The organism is Bradyrhizobium sp. SZCCHNRI2009, from assembly GCF_032485115.1.
In the GTDB taxonomy this organism is placed as follows: domain Bacteria; phylum Pseudomonadota; class Alphaproteobacteria; order Rhizobiales; family Xanthobacteraceae; genus Bradyrhizobium.
Map to the genome: position 1 here is coordinate 594,174 of NZ_JAUEUH010000001.1, position 17,415 is coordinate 611,588.

Here is a 17,415-nt window from a genome sequence, read left to right on the forward strand (position 1 = left end):
CCCAGGGCGAGTCAAACCGCGCGGTTGCGACGGCGCCGACAACGATGAGACGGGCGCCTTGCCGATGAACTTCATCCATCTCGACGGCTTGACGCTGCGCTATGAGCTGCGCGGCGGTGGCGCGAGGACGCTGGTGTTGCTGCATGAGCTCGGCGGCAGCCTCGAAAGCTTCGATGCCTTGATGCTCGAGCTGCCCGACGACCTGCGGGTGCTGCGCTATGATCTGCGCGGCGCCGGCCTGTCGGAAAAGCCGCGCGCGCCGTTCGGCTTCGCCGATCACGTCGGCGACCTCGACCGGCTGCTGCGGGCGCTCGGTGCCGACGGACCGGTCGATATCGCCGGCGTCGCCGCCGGTGCGGCGCTCGCCGTCAGCTTCGCGCTGGCCCATCCGCAGCGCGTGAGCGCGCTGGCGCTGTGCGCGCCGGCCCTCAGCGTCGATGCTGGTCGCGTGCAGTATCTGGCGGCGCGCTCCGCGCTCTGCATGCGCGCCGGCATGCGCGCCGTGGCGGTGGATACGCTCGAGCGTTCCTATCCGCCGGTGCTGCGAACCGACCGCAATGCCTACCTCGCTTATCTCGGCCGCTTCCTCGGCAACGATCCGGTCGGATATGCCCATAACAACCTCGCGTTCGCCGAGGTCGATCTGCGCGAACGGCTCGCGGAGGTTCGGCAGCGTTGCCTGCTGCTTGCCGGCGCGCATGATCTATTGCGGCCGCAGGCGCAGGTCGAGGCGCTCGCCCGTCTCATTCCCGGCGCGGCGTTCGCGACCATCGACATGGCCGGTCATCTGATGCAGGTGCAGGCCCCGGCCGAGCTGGCGGGGCGGCTGACGGCTTTTCTTGCCACGCCCGCGACACAGCCGATTCCTCGCGCCTCGTGACCAGGAGCATCGCATGCGCATCAAGGACCTTGCCCCGGCCGAGATGGACGAGACGCAGCGCGCGGTGGCCGAAGAGGCCATGGCCGGCCGGCGCGGCCGGATCCCGGCGCCGCTGCGGGCCTGGCTGCACAGTCCGGAGCTCGGACGTCGGGCCCAGAAGCTCGGCGAGTTCGCCCGCTACGAGACGTCATTGCCGCCTGCGCTGTCCGAGCTCGCGATCCTCGTGACGGCACGTCACTGGACCTCGCATGTCGAATGGTATGCCCACAAGCGGGATGGGCTCGCGGCGGGCATCGCCCCGTCGGTCATCGACGCGATCGCGCAACGGTGTGATCCAGAGTTCACCGATCCCGCCGCGAAGCTCGTTCACGACTACACCCGGCTGCTGCTCGCCAGCGGCCGCGTGCCGGACGATCTGCACGCGCTGGCGGCCGCAACCCTCGGCACGCGCGGCGTCGTCGATCTCGTCGGCATCATCGGCTACTACGGGCTGGTGGCGCTGACCCTCAACGCGTTCGACATCGGCCTGCCCGATGGCGAGACGCCGGAGCTGGAGCCATGACCATGACGAAGCGCCTGGAGGGCAAGGTCGCGATCATCACCGGTGCCGGCTGCGTCGGTCCGGGCTGGGGCAACGGCCGCGCCGCGGCGGTCATCTTCGCGCGCGAGGGCGCCAGGGTCCTCGCCGTCGACCGCGATGGCGGCCGCATGGACGAGACGCTGGCGCGCGCCCGGGACCACGGCGGCGTCATCCAGGCCCACCGCTGCGACGTCACCGATGCGGCGGATGTCGCCGCGATGGTCGACGCCTGTATCGCAGCGTTCGGCCGCGTCGATATTCTGGTCAACAATGTCGGCGGCTCGGCGCCGGGAGGCCCGGTCGAGCTGAGCGAGCAGGGCTGGGACGCGCAGCTCGATCTCAACGTGAAGAGCGTCTTCCTCACCTGCAAGGCGGTGCTGCCGCACATGGCGGCGCAGGGCGGCGGGGCCATCGTCAACACGGCCTCCACCTCGGGCATCCGTTGGACCGGATCGGCGCAGGTCGGCTACGCCTCGGCCAAGGCCGCGGTGATCCAGTTCTCGCGCGTCGTTGCCGTGCAGTATGCCCCGCAGCGCGTGCGCGTGAACACGGTGGTACCTGGCCAGATGCACACGCCGATGGTCGAGGCGCGCCTCGCTGGGCAGCGCGCCGGCGGCGATGTCGCGGCGCTGCTGCGGACGCGGCAGGCTCGCATCCCGCTCGGCTTCATGGGCGACGGCCGCGACACCGCCCACGCCGCGCTGTTCCTCGCCTCCGACGAGGCGCGCTTCGTTACCGGCACCGAGATCGTCGTCGATGGCGGCATGAGCGCCCGCTGTGACTGAACCCATGAGCACGGGCATGGCTGCCGTTTCCCGCGCATGGCCGGCAGGGGCCTGCGATGCGCATTGTCACATCTTCGGTCCGTTCGACCGCTTTCCGCTGCCCGACGATCGCAGCTTCACGCCGCCGGAGGCGCCGGAAACGGTGCTCCGCCGTCTGCACGATCGGCTGGGCACCGATCGCGCCGTCATCGTGCACAGCCAGGGTCATGGCCGCGACCATCGCCCGCTGCTCGATGCGCTGGCCGTGGGAGAAGGCCGCTACCGCGGCGTCGCCGTGCTCGGCGCGGAGGTCAGGGCTGCGGAGGTCGCGCGCCTCGATGCTGCCGGCGTCTGCGGTGCCCGCTTCAACTTCCTGGCGCATCTCGGCGGCGCGCCGTCGGCGGAGCGCATGCGGGCCGTGCTCGCGCTGGTGAGGCCGCTCGACTGGCATGTCGCCATTCATGTCACGGGCGCCGATCTCATCCGCTATGCCGAGCTGATCGCGGCCATCGAGGTGCGTGTGGTGATCGACCACATGGCCCGGCCGGACCTCGGCCGAAATCTCGGCGCCTGTCAGGAGATTCTGTGTCGCCTGCTCGACAGCGGGCGGGTCTGGATCAAGCTCAGCGGTGCCGATCGCATCTCGCGCGAGGGCGCGCCCTATCATGACGTTGTGCCGTTCGCCCGAAGCCTTGCCGCGCACGCCCCTGAGCGCGTGCTGTGGGGCAGCGACTGGCCGCACGTCAACATCAAGGGACACATGCCGGACGATGCGGTGCTGGCCGACCTCGTGGCCGAGATCGCGCCGTCGGAGACGGCGCGACAGCGGCTTCTGGTCGACAATCCCTCGGCGTTCTTTCGCTTCGATGAATCGCGCCGGGGCCCCGTGGGGGCTTAGCCACGAGCGTCGCGGAGGCCGCCGCCACAGGCGTGCGTCCATTGAACCTGCTGTGGCCGTGATGCGTCAAAACGGGATCGTCCGCAACGGCCTGCGTGAGCGCGGGATTGTCCGGGCTGGCCGGCCACGCTATCAACGTCGGCGTGTAAAATCTCGCCGTGAGTTGGGGATCTGCCGTGCCTATCGCGCTCGTCGTACTTCTGCTCGACATTTCGCTGATCTACCATGCGTCGCGGACTGGCCGTCTGCAGCCCTGGGCCTTCATCATCCTGATGGTGCCGATGATCGGCGCGCTCGCCTACATCGTCGTCGAGCTGGTGCCGGAATGGCTGGGCAGCCACGACGTCCAGAAGGCGCGCAGGCGCGTCGCCAACAAGCTGGACCCCGAGAAAGACTACCGCGAGCTGTCCGATCGTGTCGCGATCACGGACACGATCGCCAACCGCGCGGCGCTGGCCGAGGAATGCGTCGCGGTCGGGCGTTATGACGAGGCCGAGCAGCATTACGATCACATCCTGAGCCTGCCGATGGGCCACGAGCCGCTGTTCGCGCTCGGCAAGGCCAAGGCGCAGTTCGCGCGCCGCCGCCCCACGGATGCGCTGGCGACGCTCGACGAGCTGCAGAAGAGCTGGCCGGACTACAATTCGGCCGAGGCGCATCTGCTCTATGCACGGGCTTTGCAGGAAGCCGGCCGCATCGATGAGGCCATCGAGGAGTACCAGGCGCTGCTGGACTATGCGCCGGGCAGCGAGGCGAAGGTCCGCTACGGCACGCTGCTCAAGCTGGTCGGCCGGATCGATGAAGCCAAGGTTGTGTTCACCGAGCTGCTGATCCAGATGAAGCGCGCGCCACGACATGTACGCAAGGCGCAGGCCGAGTGGATCGCGATCGCCGAGAAGCAGATCGCGGGGTAGCTCCGCAACGGCAGGGTACATCTTCTCCGCGCGTCATTCCGGGGCGCGCGAAGCGCGAGCCCGGAATCCATAACCACGCATGTCTTGGGAGGCGGGATGCGCGTGGCGCTGTTCTTCGACCATTTTGCGGCTGCCGGCTCATTCGCGCTGCTTCAAAATGGCTACGCCATTTTGCGCGCGAATGCCCCGGAACGACGGAGAGGGTTGAGCGCGATCCCCCTTGCTCCGTCCCTACGGCGAGTTCGCCGCCTCCGGTGTCCGCCGCCTGATGCGCTTGATGGTGCCGGAAAACGAGAACAGCGGCTTTGGGCCGGAATGCAGCATGCCGCGCAGGAAGATCAGCGAGGCGCCGGCGCGGGTGACCTCGCCGGTAGCCTCGATCAGTTCGCCCTCACGCGCGGCATCGAGGAACTCGGACGAGAACGACACCGTGACACCCGGGCCCTGCATGATCGGCGCGGCGAAGGCGAACAGGCAGTAGTCGGCGAAGGTCATCAGGCAGCCGCCATGGACGTTGCCGCCGCCGTTGAGGTGCTTCTTCTCGACCCGGAAGGCGCAGCGGATCGAGCCATCGTCCTCCATCCGGTGCCAGAATGGCCCGGTGTGGGATTCGTAGCTGTCGCGCATCCAGGTCCGCCAGCCGGCGAACTCGCCGTCGGTCGCGATGTGGATGCCAGGGCGGTTCTCGAAGGCGGAACGGGACAGGTCGTGCACGTGTCAGGGCCTTTAACTGTTGATTTACCGTCTTAAATCCGATTGGTCGCCAATCTGCAAATATCCCGCTCTGCGGGTCCGGGCCAAAGCTCTGGACAGGGCGGAATAGGGCCGTAAAAGGCCTTTTCCCGCCCTGGCGATCTTTCTATGAAGCAGGCTTCAAGGGACCAGCGGCCCACGGGCAAAGGCATTTCTCCATGCGCAATGAACCGCAGATCACCCCCGAGCTCGTCGCCGCCCACGGGCTGAAGCCCGATGAATATGAGCGCATCCTGAAGCTGATCGGGCGGGTGCCGACCTTCACCGAGCTCGGCATCTTCTCGGCGATGTGGAACGAGCACTGCTCGTACAAGTCGTCCCGCATCCATCTCAAGGGACTGCCGACCAAGGCGCCCTGGGTGATCCAGGGCCCCGGCGAGAACGCCGGCGTGATCGACATCGGCGACGGCCAGGCGGTCGTGTTCAAGATGGAGAGCCACAACCACCCGAGCTACATCGAGCCGTACCAGGGTGCGACCACCGGCGTCGGCGGCATCCTGCGCGACGTGTTCACCATGGGCGCGCGCCCGATCGCCTGCCTGAACGCGCTGTCGTTCGGCGCGCCGGAGCATCCCAAGACCCGGCATCTGGTGTCCGGGGTGGTGGCCGGCATCGGCGGCTATGGCAACTCGTTTGGCGTTCCGACGGTCGGCGGCCAGACCCGCTTCCACACCCGCTATGACGGCAATATCCTGGTCAACGCCATGGCGGTCGGCCTCGCCGACGCCGACAAGATCTTCTATGCGGCGGCCTCCGGCGTGAACATGCCGATCGTCTATCTCGGCTCCAAGACCGGCCGCGACGGCATCCACGGCGCCTCGATGGCCTCGGCCGAGTTCGACGATTCCTCGGAGGAGAAGCGCCCGACGGTGCAGGTCGGCGACCCCTTCGCCGAGAAGCTGCTGCTGGAGGCGTGCCTGGAGATCATGGCCGCCGATTGCGTGATCGCGATCCAGGACATGGGTGCGGCCGGCCTGACCTGCTCGGCGGTCGAGATGGGCGCCAAGGGCGACCTCGGCGTCGATCTTGATCTCGATGCCGTGCCGACCCGCGAGATCGGCATGAGCGCCTACGAGATGATGCTCTCCGAGAGCCAGGAGCGCATGCTCATGGTGCTCAAGCCGGAGAAGGAGAAGGAGGCGGAAGCGATCTTCCGCAAATGGGGGCTCGATTTCGCGGTGGTCGGCTACACCACGCCGAGCAAGCGGTTCGTGGTGAAGCATGGCGGCGACGTCATGGCCGACCTGCCGATCAAGGAGCTCGGTGACGAGGCGCCGCTGTACGACCGTCCGCACGTGGCCTCATCGGCGCTGCCGGTGATCCACGCCCGCGAGGTCAAGCCGCCCCTGGACATCATCCCGGCCCTGGAGAAGCTCGTCGCAACGCCCGATCTGTGCTCCAAGCGCTGGATCTGGGAGCAGTATGACCATGTGATCCTCGGCAACACCGTGCAGCGCCCCGGCGGCGATGCCGCCGTGGTGCGCGTGCAGGATGGCCCGAAGGGGCTTGCGCTCACCGTCGACGTCACGCCCCGCTATTGCGAGGCCGACCCTTTCGAGGGTGGCAAGCAGGCCGTCGCCGAAGCCTGGCGCAACATCACCGCGGTCGGTGGCCGACCGCTTGCGATCACCGACAATCTCAATTTCGGCAACCCGGAGCGGCCCGAGATCATGGGCCAGTTCGTCGGCTGCCTGAAAGGCATTTCGGAGGCCTGCCGCGCGCTCGACTTCCCCGTCGTGTCCGGGAACGTCTCGCTCTACAACGAGACCAACGGCCGCGCGATCCTGCCGACGCCCTCGATCGGCGGCGTCGGCCTGCTCGATGATTTCACCAAGTCGGCGAGCATCGCCTTCAAGGCCGAGGGCGAGGCGATCCTGTTGATCGGCGAGACCCATGGCTGGCTCGGCCAGTCGGTCTACTTGCGCGACGTCTGCGGCCGGGAGGAGGGCGCTCCGCCGCCTGTCGACCTCGCCGCCGAGAAGCGCATCGGCGATGTCGTCCGCGGCATGATCCATGCGGGCACGGCGACAGCTGCGCATGATCTGGCCGACGGTGGTCTGCTCGTCGCGCTCGCCGAGATGGCGATGGCCTCCGGCATCGGCGCGCGGCTGCTGGCCGCGCCTGCCTCGATCGTGCCGCATGCCTATTGGTTCGGCGAGGACCAGGCGCGCTATCTCGTGACGGTGCCGGAGACCGAGGCTGGCCGCGTGCTCGCCAAGATGCGCGGCGCCGGCGTGCCGTGCACGCGCATCGGCACGACAGGCGGCACTGCGCTGGCGATCGCCGGCGATGGTGCCGTCGAGGTCGCCGCGCTCAGGACGGGATTCGAAAGCTGGCTGCCCAAATACATGGGCGGGTCAGCCGCCTGACCCCGGACGCACGCCGCGGCTGTCACAGTCAGGCACGCTGGCAAACGACGACGGAGTTCGTCGTGAGAGCGTTGGCCTTGCCCAGCGTCATTGCGGGCGCAGCTTAGCAATCCAGGACCGCCATCCGCGGATGCGGTCTGGATTGCGTCGTCGCTGCGCTCCTCGCAATGACGGAGGAGGCAGGACCGTCCTACAACACGTTCTTCGCCCCCGGAATCTGCCTGAGCACCCAGGTCGCGCCCCAGCTCAGCAGCATGCTGCCGACAAAGGCGATCGTCGCCTTGGCGATGGCTGGCAGGCCGAAGTCGAACAGCCAGTACTGGATCCACAGCACGATCGGATAGTGCACCAGGAACATGCCATAGGCATCGGCCTGCATGCGATCGAGCACGGAGAATTCCGAGCGCCGGTTGTTCAGGAAGTAGGACAGGATCGCAAACAGGATCGCGGCGCTGAAGATGACGAACAAGAAGCCATAGGCCGCCTCGTACCATTGCGGCAACACGGGCGGATTGCCCAGCACTTGGCGCTTGATCGTGATGAGCACCCAGAGCAGCGCATAGGGCACGAGCGTGACCACGATCCAGGCCCCGAGTCCGCGCTGCGACATCTGCCCTTCTGCGGCCAGCAGGCCGCGTTCGAAATTGGCCGAGCCGATGCCAGCCCCGACGTAGAAATAGGCGGCGTAGAGCAAGACGCGGCTGGCCTGCACCGAGAGCGGCCCTGCCTCGAACCACAACGTCGGGCCGAAATAGAGCCGGGACGGGATGTAGAGCCCGCCCGTGATCAGCAGGAAGACGAAGAAGAAGTCGCGCGGATGCTCGAAGGCGCGCCGCGACAGCCGATTGACCGGATCCAGCAGGCGCGGCGAGACGCGGTACAAAAGGGCTGCCGAGGTGTCGAACGCCAGCAGCACCCAGATGAACCAGATCGGTCCGCTCGGCCATGGACCGACCGTGACCGTCTTCCACCAGAAGGCAGCGAAGCTGGCGTCGGGATTGGCGCGCAGCTCGATCGCGTAATAGGCAAGCGGAATGACGGTCAGGGCCGCGATGGCGAAGGGCAGGCCAAGGCGCAATAGCCGGTCACGCAGGAACTGCAGCGTCGACTTGTGGGCAAGGCCCGACCACACGAACAGGCCCGACAGAAAGAAGAACATGGCCATGAAGAAGCTGTCGGTGGCCAGCACGATGGCGTCGAAACCGAGGAAGGACGTCGGATCGGTGTGCCCGAAATAGGTATAGGGAATCACGGCGTGGTGGAGCAGCACCACCAGCGTCAGGAATGTCCGGGCGTGATCGAGCGCGGCGTTGCGTGCCCGGGCGCGCGGGCGGGCCTGAAGCTCGACCTTTGCGGCCGCCGCCGATTGTGTAACCGATATGACCATACGCCCCCCGGCGTCGCTGCTGCCCGGCCCGTGCAGCGGATGTGACGATCGCATCCCCCCTTCGCCGCGGGGCGTCATGCAAACGTCGTCCAGGCTGCGCGAGCTGGAATGAGTGGATGAGCTCGTGTGACCCTCTGGCACCGCCATTTGCTGGAGTCGCCCAAAAGCGAGCGAATGACGGCGCCGGACTACCAGATGTCGTCGTTGGTGCTGCAAATCAGCAAGTGCCGCGGTCCGCAAGCCGGTTTCTCACACACTCTGCCGATTTCCGCTCCCGATATCCTTACGAACCAACGACCTACGAAGTTACGGCCGGGACTGTCGTGGGTTGCGCATTTCTTCGGCACCGGGACCGATGGCCGAAGGAACCGGTTCCCCGCGTCATCGTTAGTGAGGCGCCGCGCCGGCATGGCGCAGAACCGGAGGACCATACCGTGACTATTCTCAAATGGGCGCTGCTGTTCTTCGTGATCTCGGTGGTGGCCGGTATTCTCGGCTTCACCGGCATCTCGGCAGCTTCCGCCGACATTGCGCGGATCCTGTTCTATATCTTCCTGGTGATCTTCCTCGTGCTGCTGATTCTCGGGCTTACGATTTTTAGAGTGTAGCACGCCATCAGGTCAGTGATCGAAACGACCGCCGCGCCGGTATGGGCCTCGTGCCGGCCGCGCGGCGGGCTGTCACCGCAGTTCAATCAGCTGCGACCTCCTCGATCCGTACCTTGTCCGGATAGAACGCCAGGTGGCCCGAGATCTCGGTCATCGCCGGGAAGGGCGCCTCGTAGCTCCAGATCGCATTGTCCAATGTCTTGCCGTTGGCGATGACGCTGAAATAGCTCGCATCCCCCTTGTACGGACAATGGGTGACACGATCAGTCTTGTGCAAGGTCGCCATGTTGGCGTCGGCCCGCGGCACGTATTGAACCGCGGGGTAGCTCGCTTCCTTCAGCGTCAACGCGCGGGTGGTGTCGGCAATCACGACGCCGTCGGCGATCACCCGTACGCGTTTCGGATTGGGGGTGACGGTGATCGGATGATCCGGTCCTGGAAGCTTCATGTCGTCGTCCTCGCGATTCGGCCATTTGGGTGCGTCACCCAGTCCGACGCATCTCGTCTGGTCCCGGTATATAGTGGTTCCGCGCGTGACCTCGAAAGCGGTTCGCGCTAGATTTCACTATCACGGTCCCGCGAGAACGCCTTGATTCGCCGCGCTCCGCGGGCCACTGATGGGAGCTGCAGCCAAGCCGCAGGCCCTGCGGGCTACATCGTCCACGGGATGCGGCGCCTGCCCGACACAAGGAGATGCACCGGGATGCCCATGGATGCCCACGATATCGAGCAGATGATCAAGTCTGCCATCCCTGACGCACAGGTGACGATTCGCGATCTCGCTGGCGACGGCGACCATTACGCCGCGACGGTGATCTCGGAATCGTTCCGCGGCAAATCCCGCGTTCAGCAGCATCAGCTCGTCTATCAATCGCTGCGCGGCCAGATGGGTGACGTGCTGCATGCTCTGGCCCTGCAGACCGGGGTGCCGGACCAGCGCTGACTGCTTAGGGGGAGATCGCGCATCCGGGGGAGATGGCGGTGGACAATCCGCGTGGTGCGCTGTTTCGCGTCATCGAGCCGAACCGGCACAGCCGGGTCACGTTCGTCGAGCTGTTCTTCGATCTCGTCTTCGTCTACGCGGTCACGCAGATCTCGCACTATCTGATCGGCCATTTCTCGCCGCTCGGCGCCGCCCAGACGGCCGTTCTGTTTCTTGCGGTCTGGTGGGTGTGGGTCTACACCGCCTGGGTTACCAACTGGCTCGATCCCGAGAAGGCGCTGGTCCGAGGTCTCTTGTTCGCGCTGATGCTGGCGGGCCTCGTTCTGTCGATGTCGATCCCGCGGGCGTTCGAGGACCGCGGCCTGTGGTTCGCCATGGCCTACGCCGCCATGCAGGTCGGCCGGACCGCGTTCTGGCTGACCGCGACGCCGCCGCAGCGATCTGCCGTCCGCCGCAACGCCGCCCGCATTCTCTCCTGGCTCAGTGCCTCCGCCGTGCTCTGGCTGCTCGGCGGCCTTGCCGAGGGCCCGGCGCGGATGGGGCTGTGGGGGGCGGCGCTCACCCTGGAATATGTGTCGCCGGCCGTCCGCTTCTGGGTGCCCGGGCTGGGTGCATCCACCGTCGAGGACTGGATGGTCGAAGGCGGCCACATGGCGGAGCGATGTGCGCTGTTCATCATCATCGCGCTCGGCGAATCCATCGTCGTCACCGGCGCGACCTTTGCCGAGCTCGACTGGACTGGAGCCAACATTGCCGCTTTCGCCAGCGCCTTCATCGGCACGGTGGCGATGTGGGCGGTGTATTTCAACCGCGGCGCTGAGGCGGGATCGGAAGTGATTTCGCAGTCGGCCCAATCCGGGCTGATGGCGCGCTCGGCCTACACCTACTTGCACATGCCGATTGTCGCCGGCATCATCGTTTCGGCGGTGTCGGACGAGATCGTCCTGAAGCACCCGCTCGGGCATACCGACCTGAATACGGCGGCGACGACGATCGGCGGTCCGTTCGTGTTTCTGCTCGGGACCATCCTCTTCAAGTTCAACATCCGCGGCTTCCTGCAGCTGTCGCACGGCGCCGGACTGCTCGCGCTGATCGGGCTCGGCTGGTTCGCGACCGGACTGTCGCCTCTCGTGCTTTCGGCGCTGACGAGCGCGCTACTGGCGATCGTCGCGCTGTGGGAGACGCTGTCGTTGCGGTCGAAGCCGGAGCCTCACGCCTCGGCGACGAGCGCCTGAACCGAGAACATCTTCTCGGCATCCGTCCACACGGTCTGGACTTTCCAGCCGGATCCGCGGGCCAGCGCGCCGAAGCGCGCGATGCTGTATTTGTAGCTGTTCTCGGTGTGAATGCTCTCGCCGGCCCGGAACGAGATGGTGGTGCCGAGTAGCCGCACCGTTTGCGGCTTCCGCGCCACCAGATGCATCTCGATGCGGTGCTGCTCGCGATTGTAGATCGCGCGGTGGACGAAGGCGGACAGGTCGAAATTGCCGCCGAGTTCGCGGTTGATCCGCAGCAGCAGATTGAGATTGAAGCGCGCGGTCACGCCAGCCGCGTCGTTGTAGGCGGCGTGCAGCACACGTTCGTCCTTCTCCAGGTCGACGCCGACGATCATCCGCGCGCCGGTCCCCAAGATCTCGCGTGCCGAGCGCAGGAAGCGGCACGCCTCATGCGGCTCGAAATTGCCGATCGTCGATCCCGGAAAGAAGCCGACCTTCGGCTTGCCTTCGATGGCGCCAGGTAGTTTGAACGCCGTCGTGAAGTCGGCGACGACCGGGTGCACGGCGAGCTGCGGGAAGTCGCGGCGCAGGCTGTCGGCCTGTGCGGTCAGGAACTCGCCGGAAATATCGACCGGCACGTAGGCCGCGAAGCGGCAGCTTTCCAGCAGCAGCCGCACCTTGGTGGTGGCGCCGGCGCCGAACTCGACCAGGGCGGCATCGTCGGGAATGACTGCCGCGATCTCGGCGCCGCGATCCCTCAAGATGCCGAGCTCGGTCCGCGTCGGATAGTACTCCGGCAGGCGCGTGATCTGCTCGAACAGATCGGATCCGGCGGCATCGTAGAAATATTTCGGCGATAGCTGCTTGGGCTGCTGACTGAGGCCTGCGACGGCGTCCGTCGCAAAGGCCGACGTCTTGTCGTCGGGGAGATGGGCGTCGAGCAGCGCGTTGACGTGCACGTTCATGATACTCTCCTGGACGCGCACACACGCGCGACTGTCGGGCAACGAATGCTGATAGCTCAGGTGTAGTCGGCGAGCCGGAGCCCGGTGAATTGCCAGCGATGATGCGGATAGAAGAAGTTGCGATAGGTGACGCGGCTGTGGCCCACCGGCGTCGCGAGCGATGAGCCGCGCAGCACCAGTTGATTGACCATGAACTTGCCGTTGTACTCGCCGAGCGCACCCTCCATGGCACGATAGCCGGGATAGGGACTGTAGGCGCTGCGGGTCCACTGCCAGACAATGCCGAAGGCATCGTTGAGCTGGTTGCCGCGCGCGGCGACCTCCCATTCCATCTCGGTCGGCAGATGCTTGCCGCGCCAGCGGGCAAAGGCGTCAGCTTCGTAGTAGCTGACGTGGCACACCGGAGCAGCGGGATCGACCGGCCGCAGTCCGCCCAGCGTCATGATGCGCCATTCGCCCTCGACCTTGTACCAATGCCCGGGAGCCTGCCAGCCCTCGCGGCTGGCGGTGGCGAAGCCGTCCATGAGCCAGAGTGTGGCGGTCCGGTAGCCGCCGTCATCCATGAAGGCGAGCCACTCGGCATTGGTGACGAGATTGCGCGCGATGCCCACCGGCCCGACCAGCGCGCGATGGGCCGGCTCCTCATTGTCGAAATGGTAACCATCGCCGGCGTGCCCAACGGTATGGATGCCCTCGGGGAGGTGAACCCAATCCTCGCCCGTTTCCGTGGGGGCAGGGAAGGTCCAGGAAGGATCGTAGGCCGGGGCCGTCGGGTTCTGCGCGAACGCATGCAGGATATCGGTCAGCATCAGCTCCTGATGCTGCTGCTCATGGTTGAGGCCCACCTCCACGAGCGGCGCCACCGCGGTCAATGTGGCGGTATCGGCGCTGCCCAGGAAGTCCACCATCGCCGCATCGACATGCCGCCGATATGCCGTGACCTCGGCCACGCCCGGGCGAGTGATCAGGCCGCGCTCGCCCCGCGTGTGGCGCGGGCCGGCACTGACGTAATAGGAATTGAACAGGAACGCGTAGTCGGCGTGAAAAGGGGTATATCCTCGGCAGTGCTCGCCCAGCACGAACTGCTCGAAAAACCAGGTCGTATGGGCGCGATGCCACTTGGCAGGACTGGCGTCCGGCATCGACTGGATGACCTGATCCTCCGGGCTCAGCGGCGCCGCGCGCCGCTCGGTCTCGCCCCGGACGGCGAGGTACGCCTCGGTCAGGCGCCCGGCGAGGGAGCCGGACCTGCTCTGAAGCGCATCAGTAACGGGGATCGGGGCCGTAGCGGAGGCAGAACTGGTCACGAGGGTCTCCGTTTGCCAGCAGAAAACGATGTTCGACGGAACAAGTTCCTTTCGACAGTTCGTCCTAAATAGGGGCTTGGTTACGGGATGAAACCCTCGTGCCGGCTATAATATTGCTGCCGTCAGCCTATGGTCCGGCCGGGGCCTGGGTCGCCGGCCGATCCTCGGCATTTTACTTTGGTTGAACAACGGTTTGCGCTACATATAGAGAAGTGACGGTCGGCTGCGGACGAAATCCGTCCGGTGGCGATCAGCGCGCACCGAGCCCCAGGCGTTCCTTGAGGCGCCCTAGAGGAAGCGAAGATGAGCATTGAGCAATTCATTGACAATGAAGTGAAGTCGAACGACGTCGTCCTGTTCATGAAGGGGACGCCGCAGTTTCCGCAGTGCGGATTTTCCGGCCAGGTCGTGCAGATCCTGGACCATGTCGGCGTCGGCTATAAGGGCCTCAACGTTCTCGAATCCGCCGAGCTGCGCAACGGCATCAAGACGTTCTCGAACTGGCCGACGATTCCGCAGCTCTATGTGAAGGGCGAGTTCGTCGGCGGCTGCGATATCGTGCGCGAGATGTTCCAGAGCGGCGAGCTGCAGCAGCTGTTCACCGACAAGGGCATCCCGGTCGGCACGGCGGCCTCTGTCTGAGCTATCCGCGGACATCCCCCAACGCGGCGCTGACGGGATTGTCGGCAACGCGCCGATGGCGCGGCAGCGTGCGATGTCGAGAGCCAGACTGACGGGCGGGGCCGGCCTCATGGACGGCCTCGTCTCGCGACGAGCGTTGCTCGGCGCATTCTTCACGGCGCCCATGCTGCCGTGCCTTGCCCGCGCAGGCGTTGTGTCCCCGCGCGATCTCGATCCGCGGCGCCTCGAGGCGGTCTCGACCTATTTCCGCGACGAGGTCTCCGCCGGCAAAATTCCCGGCGCGGTCGTGCTGATCCAGCAGCACGGCAGCCCGGTCCTGCTGCGGAGCTTCGGTGTCCGCGATCCCGCGACGCGCGCGCCGATGACGGAGGATGCGATCTTCCGCATCTACTCGATGTCGAAACCGGTCACGTCGGTGGCGGCGATGATGCTGGTCGATGACGGCAGGCTCGGGCTCGACGATTTGCTGTCGAGCTACATTCCAGCCTTCGCGAAGGTGACGGTCGGCGGTGCGCCGCTCATTCGCCCGATCACCATTCTCGACCTCTTGCGTCACACTTCTGGCATCACCTACGGCTTTTATGGCGAGACGGCCGTCCGCAGGCTCTATGCCAACGCTCATCTGTTCGAGGGGGATATCGACAACGCCGCCTTCGTCGAGCGTCTCGCCAGGCTGCCGCTGGCCGAGCAGCCGGGGACGCTGTGGGACTACGGCCATTCCACCGACGTGCTCGGGCGGGTGATCGAAATCGTCTCCGGCCGCTCGCTCTATGAGTTCGAGCAGGAGCGGCTGCTCGGGCCGCTCGGCATGCGCGAGACGGCGTTCTTTCTCGCCGATCAGGGCCAGCGTCGCCGCGTCGCCGAACCGTCGCCGCGCGACTGGTTCGATCGCCCGATCGCCGGCATCGACGATCCCATTCGGCCCAGACGCTGGGAGTCGGGCGGGGCGGGGATGATCAGCACCATCTCCGACTACGCGCGGTTCGCTCAGATGCTGCTGACGGGCGGTGAGCTTGGCGGCCGCCGCTATCTCAAGCCTGAGACCGTCGCGGTCATGACGCGGGATCATGTCGTGGGGGCGGGGATTCGTCGTGACGACCTCTATTTTCCGGGCACCGATTGCGGCTTCGGCCTGGGTTTCTCCGTGCGCCTCGCGGAGAAGCCTCCGTTGCCATCAGGCGAATATGGCTGGGATGGCGTCGGCGGGGCGTTCTTCTTCATCGATCCCGCCGACGACCTGTTCGTCATCGTCATGATGCTGGCTCCCTCGCAGCGCGGCCGCATCGCGAGCGATGTGCGGCGGCTGGTCTACGAGGCGCTCGCGTAGCCCGGGCGACCGGAGCGCCGCACGGGGGCATGGGCTGCATCGGTGAGCCCGCATGTCGCTGCGCTCCTGTGGGCTACGAGGTCATGCCCTGCGTACGATCTCCCTGACGTGGCCGATCGTCTCTTCGATCATGGCGGCTGTCACGTCGAGATGGGTGCAGGCGCGGATGCGGCCGTCCATCATCGCCAGCAGCACGCCGCGCTTGCGCAATTCACTCACCATCGTCTCGCCGGACACGCCGGCGCCGTCAGGCTTGAAGAACACCAGATTGGTCTCGGGCTCCTGGACCTCGACGCCCTGGATCTGCGACAGCCCGCGTGCCAGCGCCCGCGCATTGGCGTGATCCTCGGCGAGCCGGTCGACGTGATGATCGAGCGCATAGATGCAGGCCGCGGCGACCACGCCGGCCTGGCGCATCGCGCCGCCGAGCCGCTGCTTCCAGCGCCACACCTCGTCGATGAAGGCGGCGCTGCCGGCGAGCACGCCGCCGATCGGCGCGCCCAGCCCCTTAGAGAAATCGATCCAGGCCGAATCCCAGCCTGCGGTCATCTCGGCCGCCGGAATGCCGGTGGCAACCGTCGCGTTGAGCAGCCTTGCGCCGTCCATATGCGTCGCCATGCCGTTCGCCTTGGCGATCTCGGCGATCTCGTCGAGCGCGGCCTTCTTCCAGATCGTGCCGCCGCCGATATTGGCGGTCTGCTCGACGCTGACGACGGTCTGCGGCGGCTGGTAGCGCGAGCGCGGATGCAGCGCGGCGCGGAACGTCTCCGGTGTGAACTGTCCGTCGGGCCCCTTCAGCTGCGTCACCTGGAAACCGCCGAGCGCCGCATGCGCGCCGCCCTCGCGCGAGATGATGTGCGCGGTCTCGTGTGCCAGGATCTCGTCGCCTGGGCGGCAATGCACCAACGTCGCAGCGACATTGCACATCGTCCCCGACGGCATCAGCACCGCGGCCTCCTTGCCGAGCAGCGCGGCGACGCGGCCGCACAATTCATGCACGGTCGGATCGTCGCCGATCTGCTCGTCGCCGACCTCGGCCCGCGCGATGGCCTCGCGCATCGCGGCTGTCGGGCGGGTCTGCGTGTCCGACAACAGATTGACGCGCACGGGCGGCGCCTTGGGATCACGCGCGGGCGGGGTGTAATACATCGGCAGTCCTCGTTCGGCTTATCACGACCCGGACCTTACCCAACTCGCATCGCCCCCGCAAAACGCCTCCTCGATTACGCCGCGCGCGGCGGGTTGAGCCAGATGTCCGGCCGCCGCAACGGCTTGCTCTCGATCGGCTCGGCGACCAGCGGCGGCGCCTCGGTGCAATCGAACACCCAGGGTTCGAGCGGGCTCTGCCGTGACGGTGAAAGAAGCAGCGCGGCGCCCGGGCGTTGCCGCTTGATGTTCCAGCCCATGTTCACCGCGGCCCAGCCGACCAGCATGGTGTGCCATTCGTCGGCGAGCTCGCGCGAGTCGTCGAAACAGTGGAGGAGCTCGAGCGCGTAGGGATCGTGGCGAAGCTGCGCATCGGCGAAGGTGAGCCCGGTCCCGACATGGCGGATCACATGGGCTGTCGCATCGGACTGGACGTGCCAGCAGGAGCGTTCCAGGAGGTCGAAGACCGTCGAGGGATAGAGGCCGTCGTTGAAGCGGTAGCGGACGCCGGATGTCCGTGCGCGTAACGGCGGAGCGCTGAGCGGCGGCGCCCGCAACGGCGGCAGAGGCGGGGCACCGACCGCATCGGTCGGCAACGCACCGAAGATGATATTGCGCCTGTTGAACTCCATGGCGAACGCCCCGCTACTTTACAACTGCAGACAGTGAATCACGGGACGGAGTAGCTGTCAGCCCAGGTTGGGGCGAATTCGTG

Annotated in this window: 18 protein-coding genes; 11 read left to right on the forward strand and 7 right to left on the reverse strand. The window is 66.5% G+C overall.

The window, feature by feature from the left end:
• The first annotated feature begins 64 nt into the window (after positions 1-64).
• From QX041_RS02645 to QX041_RS02665, 5 genes are all read left to right on the forward strand, one after another.
• Positions 65-880, forward strand: coding sequence for an alpha/beta fold hydrolase (locus QX041_RS02645; protein WP_316164421.1), 816 nt, complete (start codon positions 65-67; stop codon positions 878-880).
• Between the two features lie 13 nt (positions 881-893).
• On the forward strand, positions 894-1,442 hold the full coding sequence (locus QX041_RS02650) for a carboxymuconolactone decarboxylase family protein (protein ID WP_316164422.1): 549 nt from the start codon (positions 894-896) through the stop codon (positions 1,440-1,442).
• Between the two features lie 2 nt (positions 1,443-1,444).
• Positions 1,445-2,245, forward strand: a complete 801-nt coding sequence (locus tag QX041_RS02655; RefSeq protein ID WP_316164832.1) for an SDR family NAD(P)-dependent oxidoreductase — start codon at positions 1,445-1,447, stop codon at positions 2,243-2,245.
• Positions 2,246-2,261: 16 nt separating this feature from the next.
• Entirely contained in the window at positions 2,262-3,122 is an 861-nt protein-coding gene (locus QX041_RS02660) for an amidohydrolase family protein (RefSeq protein ID WP_316164423.1), read from the forward strand.
• A gap of 176 nt (positions 3,123-3,298) precedes the next feature.
• Positions 3,299-4,036 carry a tetratricopeptide repeat protein gene (locus tag QX041_RS02665; RefSeq protein WP_316164424.1) on the forward strand — a complete coding sequence of 246 codons (738 nt, stop codon included), beginning with the start codon at positions 3,299-3,301 and terminating at the stop codon, positions 4,034-4,036.
• A 231-nt stretch (positions 4,037-4,267) separates the two neighbouring features.
• Here the strand turns inward: QX041_RS02665 and QX041_RS02670 are convergent, their stop codons facing one another.
• Entirely contained in the window at positions 4,268-4,750 is a 483-nt protein-coding gene (locus tag QX041_RS02670) for a PaaI family thioesterase (RefSeq protein WP_315714838.1), read from the reverse strand.
• A 197-nt stretch (positions 4,751-4,947) separates the two neighbouring features.
• On the opposite strand from QX041_RS02670, the gene purL reads away from it, so the two are divergent.
• On the forward strand, positions 4,948-7,158 hold the full coding sequence (purL, locus tag QX041_RS02675) for a phosphoribosylformylglycinamidine synthase subunit PurL (RefSeq protein ID WP_316164425.1): 2,211 nt from the start codon (positions 4,948-4,950) through the stop codon (positions 7,156-7,158).
• Between the two features lie 190 nt (positions 7,159-7,348).
• Here purL and QX041_RS02680 read toward each other — a convergent pair whose 3' ends face one another.
• Positions 7,349-8,545, reverse strand: coding sequence for an acyltransferase (locus QX041_RS02680; protein WP_316164426.1), 1,197 nt, complete (start codon positions 8,543-8,545; stop codon positions 7,349-7,351).
• 434 nt (positions 8,546-8,979) lie between these two features.
• Between QX041_RS02680 and QX041_RS02685 the strand changes: the two genes are divergently transcribed.
• Positions 8,980-9,153 carry a DUF1328 domain-containing protein gene (locus QX041_RS02685; RefSeq protein WP_012045337.1) on the forward strand — a complete coding sequence of 58 codons (174 nt, stop codon included), beginning with the start codon at positions 8,980-8,982 and terminating at the stop codon, positions 9,151-9,153.
• Between the two features lie 82 nt (positions 9,154-9,235).
• Here QX041_RS02685 and QX041_RS02690 read toward each other — a convergent pair whose 3' ends face one another.
• Positions 9,236-9,601, reverse strand: a complete 366-nt coding sequence (locus tag QX041_RS02690) for a DUF427 domain-containing protein (RefSeq protein ID WP_316164427.1) — start codon at positions 9,599-9,601, stop codon at positions 9,236-9,238.
• Between the two features lie 255 nt (positions 9,602-9,856).
• Between QX041_RS02690 and QX041_RS02695 the strand changes: the two genes are divergently transcribed.
• Both QX041_RS02695 and QX041_RS02700 read left to right on the forward strand, forming a co-directional pair.
• A complete protein-coding gene (locus tag QX041_RS02695) occupies positions 9,857-10,096 on the forward strand; it encodes a BolA family transcriptional regulator (RefSeq protein ID WP_315714834.1) in 240 nt (79 codons plus the stop codon).
• 32 nt (positions 10,097-10,128) lie between these two features.
• On the forward strand, positions 10,129-11,331 hold the full coding sequence (locus QX041_RS02700; protein WP_316164428.1) for a low temperature requirement protein A: 1,203 nt from the start codon (positions 10,129-10,131) through the stop codon (positions 11,329-11,331).
• On the opposite strand, the gene egtD is transcribed toward QX041_RS02700, so the two are convergent.
• On the reverse strand, positions 11,307-12,278 hold the full coding sequence (egtD, locus tag QX041_RS02705; protein ID WP_316164429.1) for an L-histidine N(alpha)-methyltransferase: 972 nt from the start codon (positions 12,276-12,278) through the stop codon (positions 11,307-11,309). The genes QX041_RS02700 and egtD overlap by 25 nt on opposite strands.
• A gap of 56 nt (positions 12,279-12,334) precedes the next feature.
• Complete coding sequence (gene egtB, locus QX041_RS02710; protein WP_316164430.1) at positions 12,335-13,585, reverse strand: ergothioneine biosynthesis protein EgtB; 1,251 nt, start codon at positions 13,583-13,585, stop codon at positions 12,335-12,337.
• A 303-nt stretch (positions 13,586-13,888) separates the two neighbouring features.
• Between egtB and grxD the strand changes: the two genes are divergently transcribed.
• Both grxD and QX041_RS02720 read left to right on the forward strand, forming a co-directional pair.
• Positions 13,889-14,227 (forward strand): Grx4 family monothiol glutaredoxin, encoded by a 339-nt coding sequence (gene grxD / locus QX041_RS02715; RefSeq protein WP_315714830.1) that lies wholly within the window; start codon positions 13,889-13,891, stop codon positions 14,225-14,227.
• Between the two features lie 109 nt (positions 14,228-14,336).
• On the forward strand, positions 14,337-15,554 hold the full coding sequence (locus tag QX041_RS02720; protein WP_316164833.1) for a serine hydrolase domain-containing protein: 1,218 nt from the start codon (positions 14,337-14,339) through the stop codon (positions 15,552-15,554).
• A gap of 81 nt (positions 15,555-15,635) precedes the next feature.
• Here the strand turns inward: QX041_RS02720 and QX041_RS02725 are convergent, their stop codons facing one another.
• Together QX041_RS02725 and QX041_RS02730 are read right to left on the reverse strand one after the other, a co-directional pair.
• On the reverse strand, positions 15,636-16,703 hold the full coding sequence (locus QX041_RS02725; protein WP_316164431.1) for a threonine aldolase family protein: 1,068 nt from the start codon (positions 16,701-16,703) through the stop codon (positions 15,636-15,638).
• Between the two features lie 74 nt (positions 16,704-16,777).
• On the reverse strand, positions 16,778-17,332 hold the full coding sequence (locus QX041_RS02730; RefSeq protein WP_315714828.1) for a hypothetical protein: 555 nt from the start codon (positions 17,330-17,332) through the stop codon (positions 16,778-16,780).
• Positions 17,333-17,415 lie beyond the last annotated feature (83 nt).